Source organism: Rhodanobacter sp. UC4452_H20, assembly GCF_052978205.1.
The window spans coordinates 3,490,920-3,511,955 of record NZ_CM129662.1; the positions used below are offsets into that span (position 1 = coordinate 3,490,920).

Below are 21,036 nucleotides of genomic sequence, written 5' to 3' on the forward strand. Positions count from 1 at the left end.
CAACGGGGGCCGCGATGGCGCGCGCACGCGAAGGTTCTTCCCCCCTGTTTGCCGGCAACGCGGCCGGCACGCTGCGGCTGATCGTCTATCTGGCGCTGGCGGTGGTGCTGATGGTGCTTGACCAGCGCAATGGCTGGCTGTGGCAGCTGCGCTCGGCCGCCTCGGCGGTGGTCGAGCCGGTCTATCGGCTGGCCGGCCTGCCTGCGGCCGGGGTGCACACCCTCGGCGTCGCGTTTGCCGATCGCCAGCTGCTGACCTCGCAGAACCAGCGCCTGCGCGAAGACCTGCTGCTGGCCAACGCCAAGTTGAACCGCATGGCCGCGGTCGCCGAGCAGAACGAACGGCTGCGGCGGTTGCTCGATACCCAGCACAGCCTGAAGCTCAACGTGCAACTGGCGCGGGTCATCGGCGTGGATCTCGGCGCGTACCGTTATGAGCTGACCTTGAACATGGGCTCGCGCGACGGCGTCGAGCCCGGACAGCCGGTGATCGATGCCCACGGCGTGATGGGCCAGGTGAAGGCCGTGCTGCCGCACACTGCCGTGGTGATGCTGATCACCGACCCCTCGCATGCGATCCCGGTGACGATCGCGCGTACCGGCTTGCGCACGGTGGCCTACGGTTCGCGCGACGGCGACCAGCTGAGCCTGCCCAACCTGCCGCTGGCGGCTGACGTGCGCGCTGGCGACAAGCTGCTCACCTCGGGCATCGGCGGCCGTTTTCCGCCGGGGTTCCCGGTGGGCCGGATCGACAGCGTGGCGCCGGCGCCGACCGGCATGTTCCAGGTCGCCCTGGCCACGCCGGCGGCGGACCTCGATCGCAGCACCGATGTACTGCTGCTGCACGACCAGGCCGAACCCAAGGGGCCGCCCGACCTGCCCGTTCCGGCAGGTCCGCCGCAGGTCTTGGCGCCGGCCGCTTCCGCCAGCGTGGCCGCGCCGGCGGTGCACCCGGGTCAGGCCGGCGGGGTACCGCGATGAGTCGCGCGCGGCTGAGCCAGTGGTGGTTCGTCGGCACGCTGGCCGCGGCGCTGCTGCTGATGCTGGTGCCGCTGCCCGGCGTGCTGGAGCCGTTCAAGCCGTATTGGCCGGCGCTGGTGTTGCTGTACTGGGCGCTGGAAGCGGAAGACCGGGTGAGCCTGGGCCTTGCCTTCGGCGTGGGATTGCTTGCGGACCTGCTCGACGGCGTGCTGCTGGGCGAGCAGGCGCTGCGGCTGTGCGCGCTGGTCTTCATCACCGTGCGATTCCGTTCGCGATTGCGCTTCTTCCCGATGTGGCAGCAGGCGCTGGCGGTGCTTGCCTTGCTGCTCAACGATCGCTTCCTGCTGCTGCTGGTGCGCATGCTGGCCGGCGCTTCGCTGCCGCCGGCGAGCTGGTGGATTTCCCCCTTCGTCGGCGCGGCGTTGTGGCCGTTCCTGTTCCTGTTGCTCGACGACCTGCGCGCGCGGCTGCGGATCCAATGAAGCATGAGCCGGTGAGATGAAGAGTCGCCGCGCGCTCAAGAACGTCCGTGACGAGACCGCGCTGTTCCGTCGACGCGCGCTGGTGGGTTTCGTGCTGATCCTGCTGGGGCTGGGCGGGCTGGTCGGGCGTTACGTGGTGCTGCAGGTCGCGCGACACGACGAGTTCGCCACCCGCTCGACCAACAACCGGGTCAAGCCGCGCGCGATCCCGCCGGCGCGCGGCCTGATCTACGACCGCAACGGCGTGGTGCTGGCCGACAACGTGCCGGCGTTCCGGCTGGAAGTGGTGCCCGAGCAGGTCAAGGACATGCCCGCTCTGCTGGCGCGGCTGGGCCAGGTGGTGCCGCTGGACCAGGACGACATCGACGCGTTCAACAAGCAGTTGCGGCAGAGCCGGCGTTTCGACAGCGTGCCGCTGAAGATGCACCTGACCGAAGACGAGATCGATCGTTTCGCGGTCAATCGCTGGCGCTTTCCCAACGTCGACGTGGTGCCCTACCTGACCCGGCATTATCCGTTCGGCCCGTTGTTCGCCCACGTGGTCGGCTACGTCGGGCGCATCGACGCCGACGACCTGCAGCGGCTGGACGCGGATCGCTACCAGGGCACCAGCCATGTCGGGCGCAGCGGCGTGGAGCGTTCCTACGAGGACGTGTTGCACGGCAAGCCCGGCTACGAATTGCTGGAGGTCAACGCCGATGGCCGCACCCAGCACGTGCTGGAAACCCATGCGCCCACGCCCGGCCGCAGCCTCTACCTGAGCATCGACGCGCGCATCCAGAAGGCGGCCGAGGCGGCATTCGAGGGCCGTCCCGGCGCGGCGGTGGCGATCGATCCGCGCAACGGCCAGGTGCTGGCGATGGTCAGCGTGCCCACGTTCGATCCCAACCTGTTCGTCAACGGCATCAGCCAGGCCGACTACCGCGCGCTGACCACCGACCCGGACAAGCCGCTGTACAACCGCGCGCTGCGGGGCGTCTATCCGCCGGGCTCGACGGTGAAACCGTTCCTTGCACTCGGCGGGCTGGAGCTGGGCCTGCGCAAGCCGTCGGACACGGTGTTCTCCAACGGTCAGTTCTGCCTGCCGGGGCAGACGCGCTGCTACCGCGACGACAAGCGCGGCGGCGACGGCACCGTGGACATGGTCACCGCGATCGAGAAGTCGACCAACACGTATTTCTACAAGCTGGCGCTGGACATGGGCATCGACCGGCTGAGCCAGTGGATGAGTCGCTTCGGCTTCGGCCGCGAGACCGGGATCGACCTGATCGGCGAATCCGACGGCATCCTGCCCTCGCGCCAGTGGAAGGCGGCCAACAGCAAGCAGCCCTGGTATCCCGGCGAAACGGTGATCGCCGGCATCGGCCAGGGTTACTGGGCGGTTACCCCGCTGCAACTGGCGCATGCGGTGGCGACCCTGGCCGGCGGTGGCGTGCCGTACCTGCCGCGGCTGGGCATGGCCACCAGCACGGTCGGCGAGGCGCAGCGCCAGCCGCTGCCCAATCCGCCGGGCGCCACGTTGATCCGCCAGCGCGGCGACTGGGCGGTGATCAACGCGGGCATGCGCGCGGTGATCACCGAAGGCACCGGCAAGGGCCTGAACGACGGCTTCCCCTACGCGATCGCCGGCAAGAGTGGCACCGCCGAGCGCTACTCGCGCACCAGCGACGCGTACGACACCAATCGCAACACCGCGTATCTGGCCACCCGCCATCGCGCCTGGTTCATCGCCTACGCGCCGGCCGACCACCCGCAGATCGCCGTAGCCGTGGTGCTGGAGCAGGGCGCCTGGGGCGCTTCGGCGGCGGGGCCGATCGTGCGCAAGATTCTCGATGCGTGGCTGGCCACCCACCAGGGCGTGCTGCCCGGCGCCGAGCGATTGCCGGATGCCGCACCGCTCCCATCCGCCGCGCCGGCACCGGCCGGCTCGGTCGTCGAGGACGTGCCCGTGTCCGCCAGCAGCGAGGTGCAACCATGATCGGCGTGCTGCGCGCGCGCATGCGCCGCTTCGCGCACCGGGTGATGACCCGGCGCCGGATCGACCTGCCGCTGGCGGCCGGCCTGTTCGTGCTGGCCTTGATCGGCCTGGCCACGCTCTACAGCGCGGGCGATCGCAGTCTGGCCCTGGTCGGTGGCCAGGCCGCGCGTTTCGTGTTGGGCGGCGCCTTGCTGCTGCTGGTCTCGCGCATTCCGCCCCCGGTGCTGCGCAGCTGGACGCCGGGCCTCTACGCCGTCAGCGTCGCCTTGCTGGTGGTGGTGGCGATCCTCGGTGAAGGGCGCGGTTCGATGCGCTGGCTGGATCTGGGCGTGATGCGTTTCCAGCCGTCCGAACTGCTCAAGCTCACCACGCCGATGATGGTGGCCTGGTACCTCCACCCGCGGCAGCTGCCGCCGGGCTGGAAGGACATCGCGGTGGTCGGCATCCTGATCGCCATTCCTGCCGCCTTGATCGCCGAACAGCCGGACCTGGGCACGGCGGTGCTGGTGGCCACGGCCGGCGCGTTCGCGCTGTTCCTCTCCGGCATGGCGTGGTGGCGCATCGGATTGCTGGTGGGCGCGGTGGTGGGCATGATCCCGATCGGCTGGCACTTCCTGCACCAGTACCAGCGCGATCGCGTGCTGACCCTGCTCAATCCCGAATCCGATCCGCTGGGCAACGGCTGGCACATCATCCAGTCGCAGATCGCGGTGGGCTCCGGCGGCGTGTTCGGCAAAGGCTGGCTGCACAGCACGCAGTCGCGGCTGGATTTCCTGCCCGAGCACACCACCGATTTCATCTTCGCGGTGTTCTCCGAGGAGTTCGGCCTGGTCGGCGTGTGCGCGCTGATCGCGCTGTACGCGTTCATCATCGGCCGCTGCCTGTGGATCGCGATGGAGGCGCGCGATACGTATTCGCGCCTGCTCGCCGGCGCGATCGGCATGAGCTTCTTCGTCTACGTGTTCGTCAACGGCGGCATGGTGGCCGGCATGCTGCCGGTGGTCGGCGTGCCGATGCCGATGATCAGTTACGGCGGCACGTCGGCGGTGTCGCTGTTGACCGGTTTCGGCGTGCTGATGTCGATCCATGCCAATCGCAAGAGCCACATCTGAATCGCGCCCCGCGCGCGCCATGCGTGGGGCCGAAGTCGCCGCGGCTTGCATGGTAGGCTCTCGCTGACCCCGATTTTCCCTTTGCGAAGGCCTTGCATGTCCGTGCATCCCGTGTCCCGTGTGTGCTGTTGCCTGCTGGTCCTGCTGTCGTGGGTGGCTGGAACGGACACCGCGCTGGCCGCCCATCCGGGGCAGGCGAAACTGGTGCAGGAGGTGGCGCACGACACCGGCCAGAGCCCGGCCGCGCTCAATGCGCTGCTCGACGGCGCCACCAAACAGCAGTCGATCCTCGACGCGATCAGCCGCCCGGCCGAGGCCAAGCCGTGGAAGGACTATCGACCGATCTTCCTCACCGATGCCCGCATCGACGGCGGCATCGCGTTCTACCAGCAGCATCGCGCACTGCTCGACCGGATCGCGACCGAGTACGGCGTGGCGCCGCAATACGTGGTGGCGATCATCGGCGTGGAGACCAATTACGGCCGCATCGTGGGCCGCTACAAGGTGCTCGATGCGCTGGTGACGCTGGCCTTCTACTACCCGCCGCGCGCGCCGTTTTTCCGCGACGAGCTGAAGACCCTGCTGGAGCTTCCCGCCAGCAAGCTGGCCGGTCCGCTGGACTCGCTGGTCGGCTCCTATGCCGGCGCGCAGGGCTGGGGCCAGTTCATGCCTTCGAGCATCCGCGACTACGCGGTTGACGAGGATCACGACGGTCGCATCGACCTGCACGATTCGGCCGACGACATCGTGGCCAGCGTCGCCAACTACCTGCACGGGTACGGCTGGGAGCGCGATGCCCCGGTGGCGGCGCGGGCGCAGCCCGATGCCAAGGCGCACGCGAGCGACCTCAACGAGCTCATGCCGAAGCATCCGCTGGAACAGTTCGAGGCATGGGGCTACGCGCCGCTGCAGCGGATCGACCCCGGCCGGCTCGCCAGCCTGCAGCAGCTCGAAGGCCCGGCCGGGCCGGAGTACTGGTTCACCTTCCAGAATTTCTACGTGATCACCCGCTACAACCGCAGCCCGTTGTACGCGATGGCCGTCGAACAGCTGGCGCAGGCGATCGCCGCCGGCGTGGCGCAGGCGGACGCGGCGCGGTGAGGTTCGTCGCGGTCGCCGCCGTGCTCGCGGCCAGCGCGCTGCTTGCCGCGTGCAGCGGGCCGCGCAGCCGGCCGTCGTCGTCGTCCGGCGCGGGCCATCGCGGCGTGTCCGGCACGGCATCGCCCGCGGGTGAAGGTGGCATCCACGACGACCTCAGTCGGCCGCAATCGAGCCGCTACCGCGACGGCCGCGACAGCGTGCCGCCGCCGATCGACGTCAGCAAGCTGTCCGAGCCGGTGCCGAAGGCCGAGCCGCGCTCGCGCTACGGCAACAAGTCGCCCTACAGCGTGCGCGGCAAGACCTATCGCGTGCTGTCCACGGCGCGCGGCTACGACGAGCGCGGCATCGCCTCGTTCTACGGCAACAAGTTCCACGGCTACAAGACCTCCAACCTCGAAACCTACGACATGTACGCGTTCAGCGCGGCCAGCACCACGCTGCCGCTGCCCAGCTACGCGCGCGTCACCAACCTGGAGAACGGCAAGAGCGTGGTCGTGCGGGTCAACGACCGCGGACCGTTCCACGACAACCGGCTGATCGACCTGTCCTATGCCGCGGCAGTGAAGATCGGCATCTGGCCCAAGGGCACCGGCCTGGTCGAGGTGCGCGGCATCGACCCGGCGCATCCGGCGCAGGAACTGCCGCCGCCGGAGACGGTCTCAGGCAGGCACCCGGGAATCTACCTGCAGGTGGGTGCGTTCGCCGACGCGTCCAATGCCGACCGCCTGGCCCGGCGCCTGCGTGCGGCCGACCTCGGCACGGTGCAGGTGATCGACGGCGTGGCGCATGGCCAGCGCCTGCGCCGCGTGCGGGTCGGCCCGCTCGACAGCGTGGATCGTGCCGACGAAGTCAGTCGCCGGATCGAACGCATGGGTCTGCCCTCGCCGCAGGTCGCGGTAGACTGAGCAGGATTTGCGCAGGCTTCCTTGCCACTTCGGCGCGCGCAACGCCGATCCTCGAAAAACCGGACTCGAAAACACGATGAACTTTCTTCGACGCACCCTGATGCCGTTTGCCGCCGTTGCCGTCCTGCTGGTCGGCGCCGCGATGGCGCAGACCCCGCCCCATCCGTCGCCCGTGCCGCGCCCGGCCATGCCGGCCGCACCGGTGCCGCCGCCGCCGGACGTCGATGGCGCCAGCTGGGTGCTGATGGACTACGCCACCGGCCAGATACTTGCCTCGAAGGATCCCGATGCGCGTCGCGCGCCGGCCTCGCTGACCAAGGTGATGACCGACTACGTGGTGTCGGCCGAGCTCGCCAACGGCCGCATCCACACCAGCGACATGATCACCATCAGCGAGCATGCGTGGCGCGGCGGCGGTGCCGGCACCGACGGCTCCACCAGTTTCCTCAAGCTGGGCAGCCAGGTGCCGCTGATGGACCTGCTCAAGGGCATGATCGTGCAGTCCGGCAACGACGCGGCAATCGCGCTGGCCGAGCACACCGCCGGTTCGGAGGATGCCTTCGCCAACCTGATGAACGCCTACGCCAAGCAGTTGGGCATGGCCAACTCGCACTTCTCCAACGCCTCCGGCTATCCGGTGCAGAACCACTACAGCTCCGCGCGCGACGTCGCGATCCTGTCGCGCGCGCTGATCCACAACTTTCCGGACGACTACGCCATCTCGGCGATCAAGTCGTACGAGTGGAACGGCATCAAGCAGCAGAACCGCAACGAGCTGCTCTGGCGCGATCCGGCCGTGGACGGCATCAAGACCGGGCACACCGCCGACGCGGGCTTCTGCCTGGCGGCGTCCGCCAAGCATGGCGACGAGCGCATGATCGCGGTGGTGATGGGCGCCAGCTCCAACAAGGCGCGCGCCGATTCGGCGATGGCCCTGCTCAACTACGGCTTCCGCTTCTACGAGACGCACAAGCTGTACGACACCAGCAAGCCGCTGGCGACGCCGCGGTTGTGGAAGGGCGAGGCGGACACCTTGCCGATCGGCGTGGCCAGCGACGTGCTGGTCACTGTCAAGACCGGCCAGTACGACAAGCTCAAGGCGGTGATGGACATCCCCTCGACCCTGATCGCGCCGTTCAAGAAGGGCCAGCAGATCGGCAGCCTGCGCATCAGCCTGGATGGCCAGGCGCTGCAGACGGTGCCGCTGGTCGCACTGGCCGACGCGCCGCAGGGTGGCTTCTTCTCGCGCCTGTGGGACAGCATCCTGCTCTGGTTCCACAAGGACACCGGCAACACCGAGCAGGCGCCGAGCGCCAAGTGATGCAACCGATCGACTTCGACAAGGCGAAGCGGCAAGGCCGGGGCTTCCAGTTCCCCGGCGAGTTCGAGATCACCGCCGTGGGCAGCGCCAGCGCCGACCTGCCCCGCCACGTGCCGCAACTGCTCGAACGCGCCGGTCTGCACGTGCTGCACGAAACCGTGCGTCACCGCCATTCCGGCGCCGGCAATTTCGTCTCGGTCACGGTCACATTCCGCTGCGACAACCGCGAGCAGTACGAAGCAGCGCATCACGCACTGCGCGCCGATGCGGATGTCCGGTATACGTTGTGAGGCCGGGATTCGGGATGGGGGATTCGCAAGAGCCGCGTCCCGAGCCTCCGCGTCGCATGGGTTCGGCGGCTCTTGAACCAGAAGAATTGCAAGGCCACAAGCTCGTCGTGAACCACGAATCCCGAACCCCCCATCCTGAATTCCGGCCCCTGGTCATCCGCCGCCTCGGCCGCCAGCCCTACGCGGCGACCTGGCAGGCGATGAGCGCGTTCACCGACAACCGCACCGCCGACACGCCGGACGAGCTGTGGCTGCTGGAGCACGACCCGGTGTTCACCCTGGGCCAGGCCGGCAAGATGGAGCACGTGCTGGCGCCGGGCGACATCCCGGTGATCCCGGTCGACCGCGGCGGGCAGGTGACCTACCACGGGCCCGGCCAGATCGTCGGCTACCCGCTGATCGACTTGCGCCGCATCGGCGTGGGCGTGCGCGAGCTGGTGCGGCGGATCGAGCAGGCGCTGATCGACACGCTGGCGCACTGGCAGGTGGCGGCGGCGCGCCGCGAAGGCGCCCCCGGCGTGTACGTGGGCGAGGCCAAGATCGCCGCGCTCGGCCTGCGCGTGCGTCGCGGCTGCAGTTTCCACGGGCTGGCCTTCAACGTGGCCATGGACCTGGAGCCGTTCGAACGCATCAACCCCTGCGGCTACAAGGGTTTGGCGGTCACGCAACTGGTAGACTTGGGCGGTCCGTCGCAGCTGGCGGACGTCGAGACGGTGCTGGCCGACGAGTTCTGCCGCCAGTTCGGCTTCGTCGCCGCGCCCGCTGCCCCCCTGATTCCCGAACTCCCCGCGCGCGCCGCGGTCTGAACTCCTCTCCCATGAGCGAAACCAGCGCCCCCTTGTCCAAATCCATTCCGATCCAGGTCGTGGCCGGCACCGGCACGGTGGAGAAACAGCTCGGCAGCGACAAGATCGCGCTGAACCGCGCCGGTTTCGACACCAGCGTGCCGACCCTGCGCAAGCCCAACTGGATCCGCGTGCGCCTGCCGCAGGGCAACGCGGTGCAGCAGCTGAAGGCCCGCCTGCGCGAGAACGCGCTGGTGACCGTATGCGAGGAGGCCTCCTGCCCCAACATCCACGAATGCTTCAGCCACGGCACCGCCACCTTCATGATTCTCGGCGAGGTGTGCACGCGGCGCTGCTCGTTCTGCGACGTGGCGCATGGCCGGCCGCAGCCGCCGGATGAACTGGAGCCGGCGCGCCTGGCGCAGACCATCGCCGACATGCGGCTGAAGTACGTGGTGATCACCTCGGTCGACCGCGACGACCTGCGCGACGGCGGCGCGGCGCACTTCGCCAGCTGCATCCGCGCGGTGCGCCATGCCAGCCCGGCCATCCGCATCGAGATCCTCACCCCCGATTTCCGCGGCAAGGGCCGCATGGAACGGGCGCTGGAAGTGCTCAAGGCATTCCCGCCGGACGTGTTCAACCACAACCTGGAAACCGTGCCGCATCTGTACCGCGAGGTGCGCCCCGGCGCCGATTACCAGTGGTCGCTGGACCTGCTCAAGCGCTTCAAGGCGCAGCACCCGCAGGTGCCGACCAAGTCCGGCATCATGCTCGGCCTGGGCGAGACCCGCGAGCAGGTGCTGCAGACGCTGCGCGACCTGCGCGACCACGATGTGGAGATGATCACCATCGGCCAGTACCTGCAGCCCACGCCGCACCACCATCCGGTGCTGCGCTACTGGACGCCCGAGGAATTCCACGCGCTGCGCGAAGCCGGCGAAGCCATGGGCTTTCATCACGTCGCCTCCGGCCCGCTGGTGCGATCGTCCTACCACGCCGACCTGCAGGCGCATGCAGCCGGTGTCACCGAATCCGCCTGAGAGCATCCATGAAACTTCGCCCCGCGCTGGTCCTGCTGTTCGTTCTCTCCGCCAGCTGCGCCTTTGCGCAGTCCGCGGCCGACCTGGGTGCCGGCCCCCAGCCGCGCAAGGCGGCCATCTGGCCGCTGGAGCCCACGGCCGAACAGGCCCAGGCCGCGCAACTGTCCGCGCGCTTCCTGACCCGCTTCCACTACGACGCCCAGCCGCTGGATGACGCGATGTCCGCGCGCATCTACAAGGCATATTTCAAGATGCTCGACGGCGACAAGGTGTTCTTCACCCAGGCCGACATGGACAAGTTCGCGCCACTGAAGAGCAAGTTCGACGACGCGATCTGGAACAGCGACCTCTCCGCGCCGTTCGCCATCTTCAACCTGTACCTGCAGCGCGCCGTGCAGCGCATGAGCTACGCCCGCGAGCTGCTGAAGAACGGCTTCGACCTCAGTCGCGACGAGAGCTACGAGGTCGACCGCAAGGACGCCGCCTGGCCGAAGGACGAGGCCGCCGCGCAGGACCTTTGGCGCAAGCGCACCAAGAACGACTGGCTGCGTCTGAAGCTGGCCGGCAAGGACGACGCGGACATCCGCAAGACGCTGGACAAGCGCTACAGCGGCTACATCGACCGCATCCGGCAGATCAACAGCGCCGACGCGTTCCAGACCTTCATGAACGCCTACGCCGAATCCACCGACCCGCACACCGACTACCTCGGCCCGGAGGCGGCGGCCAACTTCGACATCGCGATGAGCCTGTCGCTGCAGGGCATCGGCGCGCAGCTGCAGTCGCGCGACGACTACACCATGATCGTCAAGCTGATCCCCGGCGGCCCGGCGATGAAGTCGCACAAGTTCAAGCCGGGCGACCGCATCGTGGCGGTGGGCCAGGGCGACAAGGGCGCAATGGTGGACGTGGTCGGTTGGCGCATCGACGACGTCACCGCGCTGATCCGCGGCAAGAAGGGAACGGTGGTGCGGCTGGAAGTGCTGCCCGCCGATGTCGGCCCGGACGGCAAGCACGAGCTGATCACCCTGGTGCGCGACAAGATCAACCTGGAGGATGCCGCGGCCAGCAAGAAGGTCATCGAGATCAAGGACGGCGCGGTCACCCGCAAGATCGGCGTGATCGACCTGCCCTCGTTCTACTCCGATTTCGGCGCGCGCAGCGCCGGCGACAAGGATTACCGCAGCACCACCCGCGACGTGGCCAAGCTGATCGCCGAGCTCAAGCAGGAAGGCGTGCAGGGCATCGTGGTGGACCTGCGCAACAACGGCGGCGGCTCGCTGGCCGAGGCGGATTCGATGACCGGCCTGTTCATCGACAAGGGCCCGGTGGTGCAGGTGCGCGGCTCGCACGGCGAAGTCCAGGTGCAGGGCGACGACGATGCAGGCATGGCCTGGAGCGGTCCGCTGGCGGTGCTGGTCAACCGCGGCACGGCTTCGGCCTCGGAGATCTTCTCCGCGGCGATCCAGGATTATCACCGCGGCCTGGTCATCGGCGAGCCGACCTTCGGCAAGGGCACCGTGCAGACCCTGGTGGACCTGGACAAGTTCGCCTCCGGCGACAGCGAGAAGCCGCAGCTGGGCGAACTGAAGATGACGATCCAGGAGTTCTTCCGCATCAACGGCGGTTCCACCCAGCTCAAGGGCGTCACCCCGGACATCGAGTTCCCGAAGAACGGCGACGAGAAGGACTTCGGCGAATCGACCTACGACAACGCGCTGCCGTGGACGCAGATTCCGCCGGCCGACTACCAGCCGGTGGCGAACCTCTCCGCCTACCTGCCGCAGCTGCTCAAGCAGCACGACCAGCGTGCGGCGCAATCGCCGGCGTGGAAGCTGATGCTGGACGAGCTGGCGCAGTACAAGAAGATGCGCGACATGACCACGATCTCGCTGAACCTGGCCACCCGCGAAGCCGAGCGCAAGCAGCAGGAGCAGATGCAGGCCGCCTTCCGCGCGCGGCACGTCGCCATCGACGGCAGCGACGCGGCCCTGCCGGAGGCGGGCAGCACGCTGGACGACGGCCTCAACCCCAACGAGCGCAGCATCAAGAGCGAGCTGAAGGAAGAGAAGGACGCCAAGAACGCCAAGGACCCGCAGCTCCAGGAGACCGCGCACATCCTGTTCGACGCGATCGGCATGATCAAGGCCGACCCGAAACTGGCCAGCGAGGTGCTGCCTTACGGCGGCAAGTTCTCGCCGCACGCACTGGCCAGCGTAACCACCCCCGCGCCGTCCGCGAGCAGCCCGGCGCACTGAGTATCCCGCTGCGCACGACGACAAGGCGGCACTGCCTGTCGTCGTGCGTGCGGGAGCCTGCGGCCCGCAGGCGCTTGTCCCGCGGGCCGTCTCCTACCCGTCGTAGCCGAAGCGTTCGAGCCACGGTTGCAGCACGGGCAACACCGGTTCGAAATGCTCGCGGTAGTCGCGCCAGCGGCCCACCGCCTTGCGATAGACGCCGCGGGTGACCTGCGCGTAGCTGGGCGTGCTGATGTGCTTCTCGCGCGCATGCTCGGCGAAGCGCTGCAGGGGCGAGGCATCGGCCAGGTCCAGGAACCGCGCCAGTCGTGTCGCCTGGTCGCCGAACTGCTCCACCACGGATTCGTAGCGCCACTCCAGCACCTGCGGGGCGAACACCTCGACATCGCGCTGCCATTGGGTGAAGGCGCGCGCGTAGCCCTGCGCCAGGCGCGGCAGGGAGGAGCACAGCACCATGAACGCCGGCGAGCGGAACGATTGCATGCTGCAGCTGAGCAACACGTCGCAGGGATGGCGCAGGCAGAGAATGATCCGTGCATGCGGAAACAGCCGCATGATCATCGGCAGGCACTGCATGTTCAGCGGGTTCTTGTCGACCAGCCGGCGCGGCCCGAGGTCGGGACGCACCTGCGCGACCCGTCGGCGATAGCTGCGGCGCAGGGCATCGGCATCGTCCTGGCTCAGTGAGGCGAGATCGGCGGGATAGCGCTGGCCGACGCGTTCCATGCTTTCGATCAGCTCATGGATGTAGGCACGCTCGTCCATGGACCGGAAATCCGGGTGGGCGTCGAGCATCTGTTCCAGCAAGGTGGTACCCGAGCGCGGAAAGCCGACCACGAAGACCGGGCTCTCCATGGAGCCGGGGGCGCGCAGCTCGGTCCAGCGGGCGTAGTCGTGCGGTTCGACCACGCAGTCCGCCAGCGGCAGCGGCTGGCTGTCCGCCGCCAGTCGCTCCGGCACGACCTGGCGGGCGATCTCCAGTTGCGCCGCGTGCGCCGCCTGCAACGCGTCCCATGCCTCGGCGTGGCGGCCCAGCCGGTCGCAGGCGATGGCGAGGCCGAAACCGACGCTGGCCCGGCTCTCGTCGTCGAGCGGCTGCGCCAGCACGCGCCGGAACAGCGCCGCTGCCTCGGCGTGCGCGCCGTTGCGTGAGGCCATCGCGGCGTGCGCGCGCCAGCCGTCGGTGCGCGCTTGCACGGCGCCCGGCGGCAGGGCGTCGATCGCGGCCAGCGGCAGTTGCTGCAGGTCCTGCTGTGCGCGTTCGACCTGGTTGCTGCGCTCGTGCAACACCACGCGCTGGGCGGCGATGCGCAGGCGCAGCGGAGCGGCCGCGGCCTCCGTCGGCGGCAACTGCGCGCGCGCGAGCGTGCGCAGGGCCGCCTCGGAAGCGCCCTGCACCGACAACATGGCGGCCAGGATCAACGCCTGTTCGGCGGGTTGCGGCGGCCACTCGCCGGCGCCGTCGAGCATTTCCTCCTGTGCCGCGTTGTCGCCGCAGACGTAGCAGGCGTAGGCCGCCTGCAGGCGGGCCTCGATGAATGAAGGGGCGAGACTGGCCGCTTCCAGCAGCGCCTGCCGTGCCGCCGGCCAATCGCGTTGCTGGGTGTACAGCAGGCCGAGGTTGTAGTGCACCTCCGCATCGCCCGGCGCGAGCTGCCGGGCCTGACGCAGGGCCTGTCCGGACGCGGCGAGGTCGCCGGCCAGGCGAGAGGCCACGCCGAGGTTGTTCCAGTAGGCCGAGACGGCCGGTCGCAACTGGCACAGGCGGTTGAACGTGGCGGCCGCCCGTGCGTGCCGGCCGGTGGCCTGTTGCGCCACGCCGAGCAGGACGAGCACGCCTTCGTCGTCGCCGGCGGCATCCGCCGCCTGCGCCGCCAGTTCGATGACGCGCTCTGCGTCGCCTGCATTCCACGCGCTCGCCATGGCGGCGGCCAGCGTGCTGGCCGGAGTGCTGGGCGGATCGGCGGCGGGCGGGGGCGGGGGCATGCGGCCTCGGTGGGGTGGTGTCCGGCGCCCATTATGCAAGAGGGCCGCGGTTTGCCCGCGGCCCTCCTGGGGGTTTGCAACGACTGCGATGGAGCTAGGACATCAGAACTTCACGGTGGCGCGGGCCCAGTAGTAGCGACCGAGCACGTCGTAGGTGGAGACGTCCACGTTGTAGTTGGAACCGTTCTGATACATCAGCGGCGGTGCCTTGTCGGCGATGTTGTCCACGCCGACGTCGAAGCGGGTGTGGATCGACGGCACCGCGTAGCCGAGCTGGATCGAGTGGTAGGTCACCGAGGCGATCGGAATGTTCACGCCGGGAATGGCCGCATCCGTGTTGAGCGCGGTCAGGCTGTTGATGTAGCGCGACTGCCACTGGGCGTTCCAGTTGCCCTTGCTCCAGTTCAGCGTGACCGTGCCGCGCAGCCGCGAGATGTTGCCGAACTGCTGGCTGTAGGTGCCGGCGTAGTCGATGGCCTGTGCGCCCGGCTCGCCGGGGGTGGCGTTGTTCCTGTAGGTGGAGGTGTAGCTGCTGTTGAGGCCCACCTGGAAGTCGCCCGGGTCCACGCTGCCCATGTTGAAGTGGGGCACCTTGTAGCGCAAGGTGAAGTCGACACCCGACGTATTCAGCGTGCCAAGGTTGACCACCGGCGTGTTGATCAGGAACACCTGGCCCGGCTGGCGGCTGGTGGTGTCCTCGCGATGGATCAGCCCGCAGTACGGGCTGGCACTGTTGTTGAAGCACGAACTGACGACCAGGTCGCCGGTGATCGCGGTCAACGTGTCGGACAGGTAGATGTGCCAGAAGTCGAGGCTGGTGGAGAAGCCGGGCAGCCACTCCGGCGAGTAGACCAGGCCGAGGTCGATGGATTTGCCCTTTTCCGGCTTCAGCGAGTTGCCCACGGTGGCGGCACCGGAATAGAACGTGTTGACCTGCGCCGGCGAGTTGCCGCCCCAGTTGACCGGCACGTACTGGCAGGCCGCGGCATGCTGGGCCAGATCGGCCGCGCTGAGGTTGACGCAGGGGTCGTTCAGGGTGGGCTGCACCAGGGTGCGGCCGTCGTAGAGCTCGTTGAGGTTCGGCGCGCGGAACACCTGCGAGACGGTACCGCGGACCAGCAGATCGGCCACCGGCTTCCATTCGATCGCGACCTTGCCGTTGGTGGTGCTGCCGCTGGTGCTGTAGTTGGAGGAGCGCACGCCCAGGTCGATGTTCAGTGACTGCGCCCCGGGCGCATCGGCGAGCAGCGGGATCAGGGTTTCCGCGTAGATCTCCTTGACGTTGTAGCTGCCGCTGGCGGGCGAGCCGCATGCTTCCTGCAGGATCTGGCACTGGGTGGTGACCGGGTCGAGCACCGCGAACGGGCTCACCGTGTACTTCATCGTCTGCTTGCGGTACAGCGCGCCGACCGACAGCTGCATGGCGCCGGCGGGCAGGTCCCACAGGTCGCCGCTGGCGTCGAACTGCGCCTGCTTGGTCGAGTTGGTCATGACATAGATCGGCGTCTTCACGCCGGCGCTCAGCAGCTTGCCCACCGCCGGGTCGGCCTGGTTGAAGATGTTGGCGCCGGCATCGACCGCCGCCTGCAGGGCGGGGATGTCCACCTCGTTGGTGTCGCGCTGGTCGCGCTTGCTGTGGCTGTAGTTGATCGACGCGTCCCAGATCCAGCTGCTGTCCTGGCCGAAGTTGCCGCGCAGGCCGGTGTTGATCTGCGCGTTGTCGGTCTTGTAGCTGTGCACGCGGGTGCCGGCGCCGGTCAGGCGGGTCTGGAAGTTGTAGCCGCTGTTCGGGTCGCCCGGCACCGCGTTCTGGCTGAAGGTGACGCCGAACGGGTTGATCGGGTTGCTGGAGGAGATGATCAGGCCGTCACCGGTACCGACCGGCGAGGGGGCGTCCTGGCCGCTGGATTCGGTGCGGTTGTAGAACGCGTTGACGTAGGCCTTGAGGTTGGGCGTCAGGTCGTAGCTGCCCAGCACGAAGCCGTTGGTGCGCTTCTGCGCGGTCTGCATGTAGTTGAGCGCGGCATAGTTGTAGGTGTCCGAACCGAGCCGGCACCGGTAGTCGCCGAGGTTCGAGCCGTCGCCCGTGGCAAGCGTCACGTTGGCGGTGCCGGACGAGTTGATCGCGCAGCCGTACTGGCTGGCGATCGAGGCCGGCAGCTGGATGCGGCCGGTCGGGATCGAGCTGGAGCCGGCGGCGATGATGGTGCCGCTGGACAGGTACAGCTGCTGCCGCGAGAAGTCGCGTTGCGAGGCCAGCGTGGCGTCGTACTTGTTGTAGTCGAGGCCGCCGACGATGCTGTAGTTGTCGCCGGACATGCCGCCGGTCAGGTTGAAGCCGCGACGCTGCGAATCGCCGTGGCTGGAGATGCCGTCGTTCAGGCTGAACTGGACGCCCTGGAAATCCTTGCGCAGGATGAAGTTGACCACGCCGCCGATGGCGTCGGAGCCGTACACGGTGGAGGCGCCTTCGGCCAGCACGTCGACGCGGTCGATCATGTCCGGCGGCAGCATGTTGATGTCCGAGTTGACCATGCGCTGGCCATCCACCAGCACCAGCGTGCGATTGATGCCCAGGCCGCGCAGCGAGACGCGCGAGGCGCCGCCGCCGGCTTCCAGCAGCGGGCTGGCGACGCCGCCGCCGTTGCTGTTGTTGGAGGGGTTGGTGGCGTTGCCGGAGATCGCCGGCATGTCCTGCAGCACGTAGCCCAGGGTGGGCTTGCCGGAGTTGGTGATGGCCTCGCGGTCGATGGTCACCACCGGGCTGGCGGTTTCCACGTCCACGCGGCGGATCAGCGAGCCGGTGACCACCACGGCGTTCAGCGTCTTGGCTTTGTCCTTGGAGGCCGGCGTGGCCTGATCCGTCGTGGGCGGATTGGTGGTCGTCGTCTGGGCCTGCAGCCCGCCGGCGACCGAGAGCATCCCGGCGGTCAATGCGAGACGCACAGCCAGTGACAGGTGATTCAAGTCGTATTTCATGTGGTTTCTTTCCCCAGTGGTGATGGCTCGGCCCTGTAATGTCGAGCGCGTCCACTGGTGCCCCTTGTCCCCCCTCAGGCAATGTCGCAACCAGTTTCGGACCACGCCCAACGTTCGAGAGGTTACTCCCCCGAGGCTTCGTCGCACCACTGCACACGGCGCCGGGCGGAAGGGGGTGTCGGGCGTCGAGGTCGGCGGGTGCGGCTCAGTGCCCGTAACGCTCCTGCAGGAACGCGAACACCGCGCGCAGGCCCATTGCCTCGCCGCCGCGGGGGCGGCCGGGGCGGTCGGCGTCGTTCCAGGCGTAGGTATCCAGGTGCAGCCACGGCGTGCCGTCGGGGACGAAGCGTTCGAGATAGAGCGCGGCGGTGATCGCGCCGGCGTGGCGCGAGGCGCTGGAGTTGGCGAAGTCCGCCAGGTGGGAGTCCAGCATGCGCCGGTATGGACGCCACAGCGGCAGCCGCCACAGCGGGTCGGCCACGGCGTTACCGGCCTGCAGCACCGCGTCGGCCAGCGCGTCATCGTTGGCGAACAGGGCCGGCAGATCCGGGCCCAGCGCCACGCGGGCGGCGCCGGTGAGGGTGGCGAAGTCGATGATCAGCGCCGGTTGCTGTTCGCCGGCGTAGGCCAGCGCGTCGCACAGGATCAGCCGGCCCTCGGCGTCGGTGTTGTCCACTTCCACGGTATGGCCGGCGCGGGTGGTGATCACCTCGCCCGGGCGCATCGCGTTGCCGGCCACGGCGTTCTCCACCGCCGGCACCAGCAGGGTCAGCCGCACCGGCAGGTTGGCCTGCATCACCAGCCCGGCCAGCGCGATCGCGTGCGCGGCGCCGCCCATGTCCTTCTTCATCCAGCGCATGCCTTCGCCGCCCTTGAGGTTCAGGCCGCCGGTGTCGAAGCACACGCCCTTGCCGACGATCACCAGCCTGGGATGGTCGGGCTTGCCCCAGCTCAGTTCGACCAGCCGCGGCGCGCGATGGCTGGCGCGGCCCACGGCGTGGATGGTGGGGAAGTTCGCCTTGAGCAGTTCGTCGCCGACCCAGTCGCGCAGCTTCGCCTTGTGTGCCTTGGCCAGGGTCTTTATCGCCTCGCCGAGTTGCTCCGGGCCCATGTCCTGCGTGGGCGTGTTGACCAGGTCGCGCACGCGCGAGGTGGCCTCCACCAGCGGGGCCAGCCGGGCCAGTTCCTCGGCCGCCACGATCAGCCGCGCCGGGGCGCGTTTGGCTGCGCGGTAGCGGGTGAACTGGTAGGCGCCCAGCGCCCAGCCCAGCGTGGCCAGCGCGGTGTCGGCGAGCACGCCTTCGGCGGCCAGTTCGTAGGTGGCTTCGGGCAGGTGGCAGGGCAGGCCGGCCAGCGCGGCCAGCGGATCGGCCGGCGCCACGCCGACCAGCACGCGCGCCAGCTTGCCGGCTGCGTCGGGCACCAGAGCGAACGTGCCGGGCGCCGCGTCGAAGCCGCTGTCGCCGAGCCAGCGCCGCTGCGTCGCATCGAGCCGGCGGCGACTGGCCGCCAGGTGCGCGGCGTCGGTGGTCTCGACGGGGATGCCATGGCGCTGGCCAGGGCGGCGTTCGATCAGGGCGGACATGGGCAAATCCTTGCGGGGAAATGGCCCATGATGGACATGCCCGCGTCGAAGAACAATCGCAACGGCGTCAGTCGCGGCGGGAAGAGGCTTCCAGCCAGTCGGCCAGCGCCGCCAGGTCGGGCAGGTCGAGATCCGGCGGCGGGCCCATGCCGGGTGGCCACGGTTCGCCCTGGCGATTGATCCACGCCGTGCGCAAGCCGGCGTCGCGCGCGCCGGCCACGTCCAGCGCGGGGTCGTCGCCCACGTGCAGTACCTGTCCCGGTTCGACGCCGAGCAGCGCGGCTGCGGCAAGGAAGATGGCGCGGTCGGGCTTGCCCACGCCATGGTCGCGGGCGCAGACGTGATGGCGGAAATGCCGCTCGATGCCGATGCGGCGCAGGTCGGCGTTGCCGTTGGTCAGGCTCGCCAGCGGCCAGCGTGCGGCGATGCGTTCCAGCGCGCTTGGGCAGTCGGGGAACAGTTCCACCTGGTTGCGCGCGGCGAAATAGATTTCCCACAACGCGTCCACCGGCGCATCGGCGATGCCGCTGGCCTCGAACACATGGCGCAGGGTCAGCTGGCGCTGGGTGGTGAAATCGTGCGCCAGGTCGATCCGCTCGGCGGCCACTTTGGCGCGCAGTTGCCGCATCGCGGTGATCGGCCACGCACGCGCCACCTCCGGATGGTGCTGCTGCAGCCAGGCGTCGACGGCCCGGTCGGCCCGTTCCAGCGCGGGCAGCACCGGCCACAGCGTGTCGTCCAGATCCAGCGTCAGCGCCAGCGGACGCTGGACCATGCCGGCGCCCGCCTCTGCGGCGCGGCTCACCCGGTTATCGCTTGCTGACGCGCAACACCTGGCCCTGTTGCAGGTGGTCGCTCTTGAGCTGGTTCCACGCGCGCAATTGCGCCACCTCGACCGAATGTGCCTTGGCGATCGAGGACAGCGTGTCGCCGCGCACCACCTTGTACGTCGAATGGGTCTGCGTGGCGTCGGCGCTGACGCTGCGGAAATTCTTGCCGTTGGCCTGGCTCACCGTGGTGGCCGAGCCGCTGGCGCGCTCGACGCCGGTCACGGCGACGTTGCTGACGCTGCCGCTGACGCGCTCCAGCCGTGCATCGTTCGCCGCGCGCTCGCGGCGCGCTTCCAGCGCGTTGCGGGCCTGCACCGTGCGCTCCGACGTGGGCGCGATGGCGGCGCGGGACGCGTAGGTGGCGCCGGGCGCCGAGATCGGCGTGCCCTGCGACCGCGCGCGCGCGCCGACTTCGGCCAGGATCGTGCTGCGGCGCTCGGCATCCATCGCCGCCAGCCGCGCGCCGTCGTCGTAGGGCAGCACGCCGTGGCGACGCAGCGCAGCCTTGGCCGGCTCGGTCTTGAGGAAGTCCACGAAATCCTGCGCCTGCTCGGCCTTGGCGCTGTGCGGGTTGGTGACCAGGTACAGCGGGATGAACAGCGGGTAGCTGCCGTTGGCGATGTTCGCCGTGGTCGCCGTGCGGCCGTTGATCGGGATCGCCTTCAGCTTGGGGTTGTCACTGATGCCGGCCAGCATGGCCACGCCCAGGCCGTTCGGGTTCAGCGCGATGCCTTCTTCCAGCTTGCGCGTGTTGACGTACAGCCGCGGCGCGGCGACCGGCTGGTTGCCGCGGCCGAACAGCAGGCTGCGCAGGCTGTACTCCACGCCGTCGCCGGGGCTGGCCACCGCGTAGACGTCGATCGGCGCGTTGCGGCCGCCGACTTCGCTCCAGTTGTGGATCTTGCCGTAGTAGATGTCGTGCACCTGCTTCAGCGTGAGGCTGCCGATCGGGTTGGACGCCTGGGTGATGATCACCAGGCCGCTCCAGGCCACCGGGGTGAAGGTCAGCCGGTCGTTCTGCGTGCTGCCGTCGGAGGGGCGCGCGCTGCCGGCGAGGTCGGCGGTGCCGTTGCTCACCGCGTCGAGGCCCGAGGCGGTGTTGAACGGCTGCAGCTCGATGCGGCCGTGGCCGGCCTTCGTCCATGCCTTGCCCACTTCGTTCATCACCGCGTTGGCGGTGGCGTCGTCGCCGCGCCAGACCAGGCTGCCGGACTTGGTGGCCGCGGTTGCCGCGGTGGAGAAACAGGCGCCGATCAGGGCGAGGCAGAACAGGCGAGCAAAGCGTACGGACATGATGATGCGAAACCCCGGCGTGATGAACTCATGACATGGGCGGGTGAGCTGGCCGATCGGGCCGACCCACCCGTCTGGCGACTTGACGAAGGTGCGTGATCGAAAGCG

16 protein-coding genes are annotated in these 21,036 nt (G+C 69.0%); 11 read left to right on the forward strand and 5 right to left on the reverse strand.

Annotated features, from left to right (window positions below; translation table 11 throughout):
* Positions 1–14 precede the first annotated feature (14 nt).
* From mreC to ACVCMC_RS16115, 11 genes are all read left to right on the forward strand, one after another.
* Entirely contained in the window at positions 15–980 is a 966-nt protein-coding gene (mreC, locus tag ACVCMC_RS16065) for a rod shape-determining protein MreC (RefSeq protein ID WP_447098022.1), read from the forward strand.
* Positions 977–1,462 (forward strand): rod shape-determining protein MreD, encoded by a 486-nt coding sequence (gene mreD, locus ACVCMC_RS16070; protein ID WP_395120250.1) that lies wholly within the window; start codon positions 977–979, stop codon positions 1,460–1,462. The genes mreC and mreD overlap by 4 nt, the downstream gene beginning before the upstream one ends.
* A gap of 16 nt (positions 1,463–1,478) precedes the next feature.
* A complete protein-coding gene (gene mrdA / locus ACVCMC_RS16075; RefSeq protein ID WP_395120249.1) occupies positions 1,479–3,440 on the forward strand; it encodes a penicillin-binding protein 2 in 1,962 nt (653 codons plus the stop codon).
* Positions 3,437–4,552: a rod shape-determining protein RodA gene (gene rodA, locus ACVCMC_RS16080; RefSeq protein WP_395120248.1), complete on the forward strand. Its 1,116-nt coding sequence runs from the start codon at positions 3,437–3,439 to the stop codon at positions 4,550–4,552. The genes mrdA and rodA overlap by 4 nt, the downstream gene beginning before the upstream one ends.
* 96 nt (positions 4,553–4,648) lie before the next feature.
* Positions 4,649–5,653: a lytic murein transglycosylase B gene (gene mltB, locus ACVCMC_RS16085; protein ID WP_395120247.1), complete on the forward strand. Its 1,005-nt coding sequence runs from the start codon at positions 4,649–4,651 to the stop codon at positions 5,651–5,653.
* Positions 5,650–6,558 carry a septal ring lytic transglycosylase RlpA family protein gene (locus tag ACVCMC_RS16090; protein WP_447098023.1) on the forward strand — a complete coding sequence of 303 codons (909 nt, stop codon included), beginning with the start codon at positions 5,650–5,652 and terminating at the stop codon, positions 6,556–6,558. Before mltB ends, ACVCMC_RS16090 begins: the two co-directional genes overlap by 4 nt.
* Before the next feature lie 76 nt (positions 6,559–6,634).
* A complete protein-coding gene (locus tag ACVCMC_RS16095) occupies positions 6,635–7,879 on the forward strand; it encodes a D-alanyl-D-alanine carboxypeptidase family protein (protein ID WP_395120245.1) in 1,245 nt (414 codons plus the stop codon).
* Positions 7,879–8,169, forward strand: coding sequence for a YbeD family protein (locus ACVCMC_RS16100; protein WP_395120244.1), 291 nt, complete (start codon positions 7,879–7,881; stop codon positions 8,167–8,169). Before ACVCMC_RS16095 ends, ACVCMC_RS16100 begins: the two co-directional genes overlap by 1 nt.
* A 107-nt stretch (positions 8,170–8,276) precedes the next feature.
* The gene (gene lipB, locus ACVCMC_RS16105; protein ID WP_447098024.1) at positions 8,277–8,975 is read left to right on the forward strand and encodes a lipoyl(octanoyl) transferase LipB; all 699 of its coding nucleotides are present in this window, start codon (positions 8,277–8,279) and stop codon (positions 8,973–8,975) included.
* A gap of 11 nt (positions 8,976–8,986) precedes the next feature.
* A complete protein-coding gene (gene lipA / locus ACVCMC_RS16110; RefSeq protein ID WP_395120242.1) occupies positions 8,987–9,997 on the forward strand; it encodes a lipoyl synthase in 1,011 nt (336 codons plus the stop codon).
* A gap of 8 nt (positions 9,998–10,005) precedes the next feature.
* A complete protein-coding gene (locus ACVCMC_RS16115) occupies positions 10,006–12,255 on the forward strand; it encodes a carboxy terminal-processing peptidase (protein WP_447098025.1) in 2,250 nt (749 codons plus the stop codon).
* A 93-nt stretch (positions 12,256–12,348) separates the two neighbouring features.
* Here the strand turns inward: ACVCMC_RS16115 and ACVCMC_RS16120 are convergent, their stop codons facing one another.
* The 5 genes from ACVCMC_RS16120 to ACVCMC_RS16140 all read right to left on the reverse strand — a co-directional run bounded on the left by ACVCMC_RS16120 (position 12,349) and on the right by ACVCMC_RS16140 (position 20,928).
* Positions 12,349–14,241 carry a sulfotransferase gene (locus ACVCMC_RS16120; protein ID WP_447098026.1) on the reverse strand — a complete coding sequence of 631 codons (1,893 nt, stop codon included), beginning with the start codon at positions 14,239–14,241 and terminating at the stop codon, positions 12,349–12,351.
* Between the two features lie 102 nt (positions 14,242–14,343).
* Positions 14,344–17,220 carry a TonB-dependent receptor plug domain-containing protein gene (locus ACVCMC_RS16125; RefSeq protein ID WP_447098027.1) on the reverse strand — a complete coding sequence of 959 codons (2,877 nt, stop codon included), beginning with the start codon at positions 17,218–17,220 and terminating at the stop codon, positions 14,344–14,346.
* Positions 17,221–17,425: 205 nt separating this feature from the next.
* Positions 17,426–18,805 (reverse strand): leucyl aminopeptidase family protein, encoded by a 1,380-nt coding sequence (locus ACVCMC_RS16130; RefSeq protein ID WP_395120238.1) that lies wholly within the window; start codon positions 18,803–18,805, stop codon positions 17,426–17,428.
* Positions 18,806–18,872: 67 nt separating this feature from the next.
* The gene (locus ACVCMC_RS16135) at positions 18,873–19,580 is read right to left on the reverse strand and encodes an HAD family hydrolase (RefSeq protein ID WP_447099522.1); all 708 of its coding nucleotides are present in this window, start codon (positions 19,578–19,580) and stop codon (positions 18,873–18,875) included.
* Between the two features lie 34 nt (positions 19,581–19,614).
* A complete protein-coding gene (locus ACVCMC_RS16140) occupies positions 19,615–20,928 on the reverse strand; it encodes a LysM peptidoglycan-binding domain-containing protein (RefSeq protein WP_447098028.1) in 1,314 nt (437 codons plus the stop codon).
* Positions 20,929–21,036: the final 108 nt, after the last annotated feature.

What these genes read in the sequence shown, in the direction of transcription:
- ACVCMC_RS16100 (WP_395120244.1), top strand. Translation starts at nt 7,879, where the DNA reads ATGCAACCGATCGACTTCGACAAGGCGAAGCGGCAAGGCCGGGGCTTC.
- mreC (WP_447098022.1), top strand. Translation starts at nt 15, where the DNA reads ATGGCGCGCGCACGCGAAGGTTCTTCCCCCCTGTTTGCCGGCAACGCG.
- mreD (WP_395120250.1), top strand. Translation starts at nt 977, where the DNA reads ATGAGTCGCGCGCGGCTGAGCCAGTGGTGGTTCGTCGGCACGCTGGCC.
- ACVCMC_RS16130 (WP_395120238.1), bottom strand. Translation starts at nt 18,805, where the DNA reads ATGTCCGCCCTGATCGAACGCCGCCCTGGCCAGCGCCATGGCATCCCC.
- mltB (WP_395120247.1), top strand. Translation starts at nt 4,649, where the DNA reads ATGTCCGTGCATCCCGTGTCCCGTGTGTGCTGTTGCCTGCTGGTCCTG.
- ACVCMC_RS16095 (WP_395120245.1), top strand. Translation starts at nt 6,635, where the DNA reads ATGAACTTTCTTCGACGCACCCTGATGCCGTTTGCCGCCGTTGCCGTC.
- lipA (WP_395120242.1), top strand. Translation starts at nt 8,987, where the DNA reads ATGAGCGAAACCAGCGCCCCCTTGTCCAAATCCATTCCGATCCAGGTC.
- mrdA (WP_395120249.1), top strand. Translation starts at nt 1,479, where the DNA reads ATGAAGAGTCGCCGCGCGCTCAAGAACGTCCGTGACGAGACCGCGCTG.
- ACVCMC_RS16140 (WP_447098028.1), bottom strand. Translation starts at nt 20,928, where the DNA reads ATGTCCGTACGCTTTGCTCGCCTGTTCTGCCTCGCCCTGATCGGCGCC.
- ACVCMC_RS16120 (WP_447098026.1), bottom strand. Translation starts at nt 14,241, where the DNA reads ATGCCCCCGCCCCCGCCCGCCGCCGATCCGCCCAGCACTCCGGCCAGC.
- rodA (WP_395120248.1), top strand. Translation starts at nt 3,437, where the DNA reads ATGATCGGCGTGCTGCGCGCGCGCATGCGCCGCTTCGCGCACCGGGTG.
- ACVCMC_RS16125 (WP_447098027.1), bottom strand. Translation starts at nt 17,220, where the DNA reads ATGAAATACGACTTGAATCACCTGTCACTGGCTGTGCGTCTCGCATTG.
- ACVCMC_RS16135 (WP_447099522.1), bottom strand. Translation starts at nt 19,580, where the DNA reads ATGGTCCAGCGTCCGCTGGCGCTGACGCTGGATCTGGACGACACGCTG.
- ACVCMC_RS16115 (WP_447098025.1), top strand. Translation starts at nt 10,006, where the DNA reads ATGAAACTTCGCCCCGCGCTGGTCCTGCTGTTCGTTCTCTCCGCCAGC.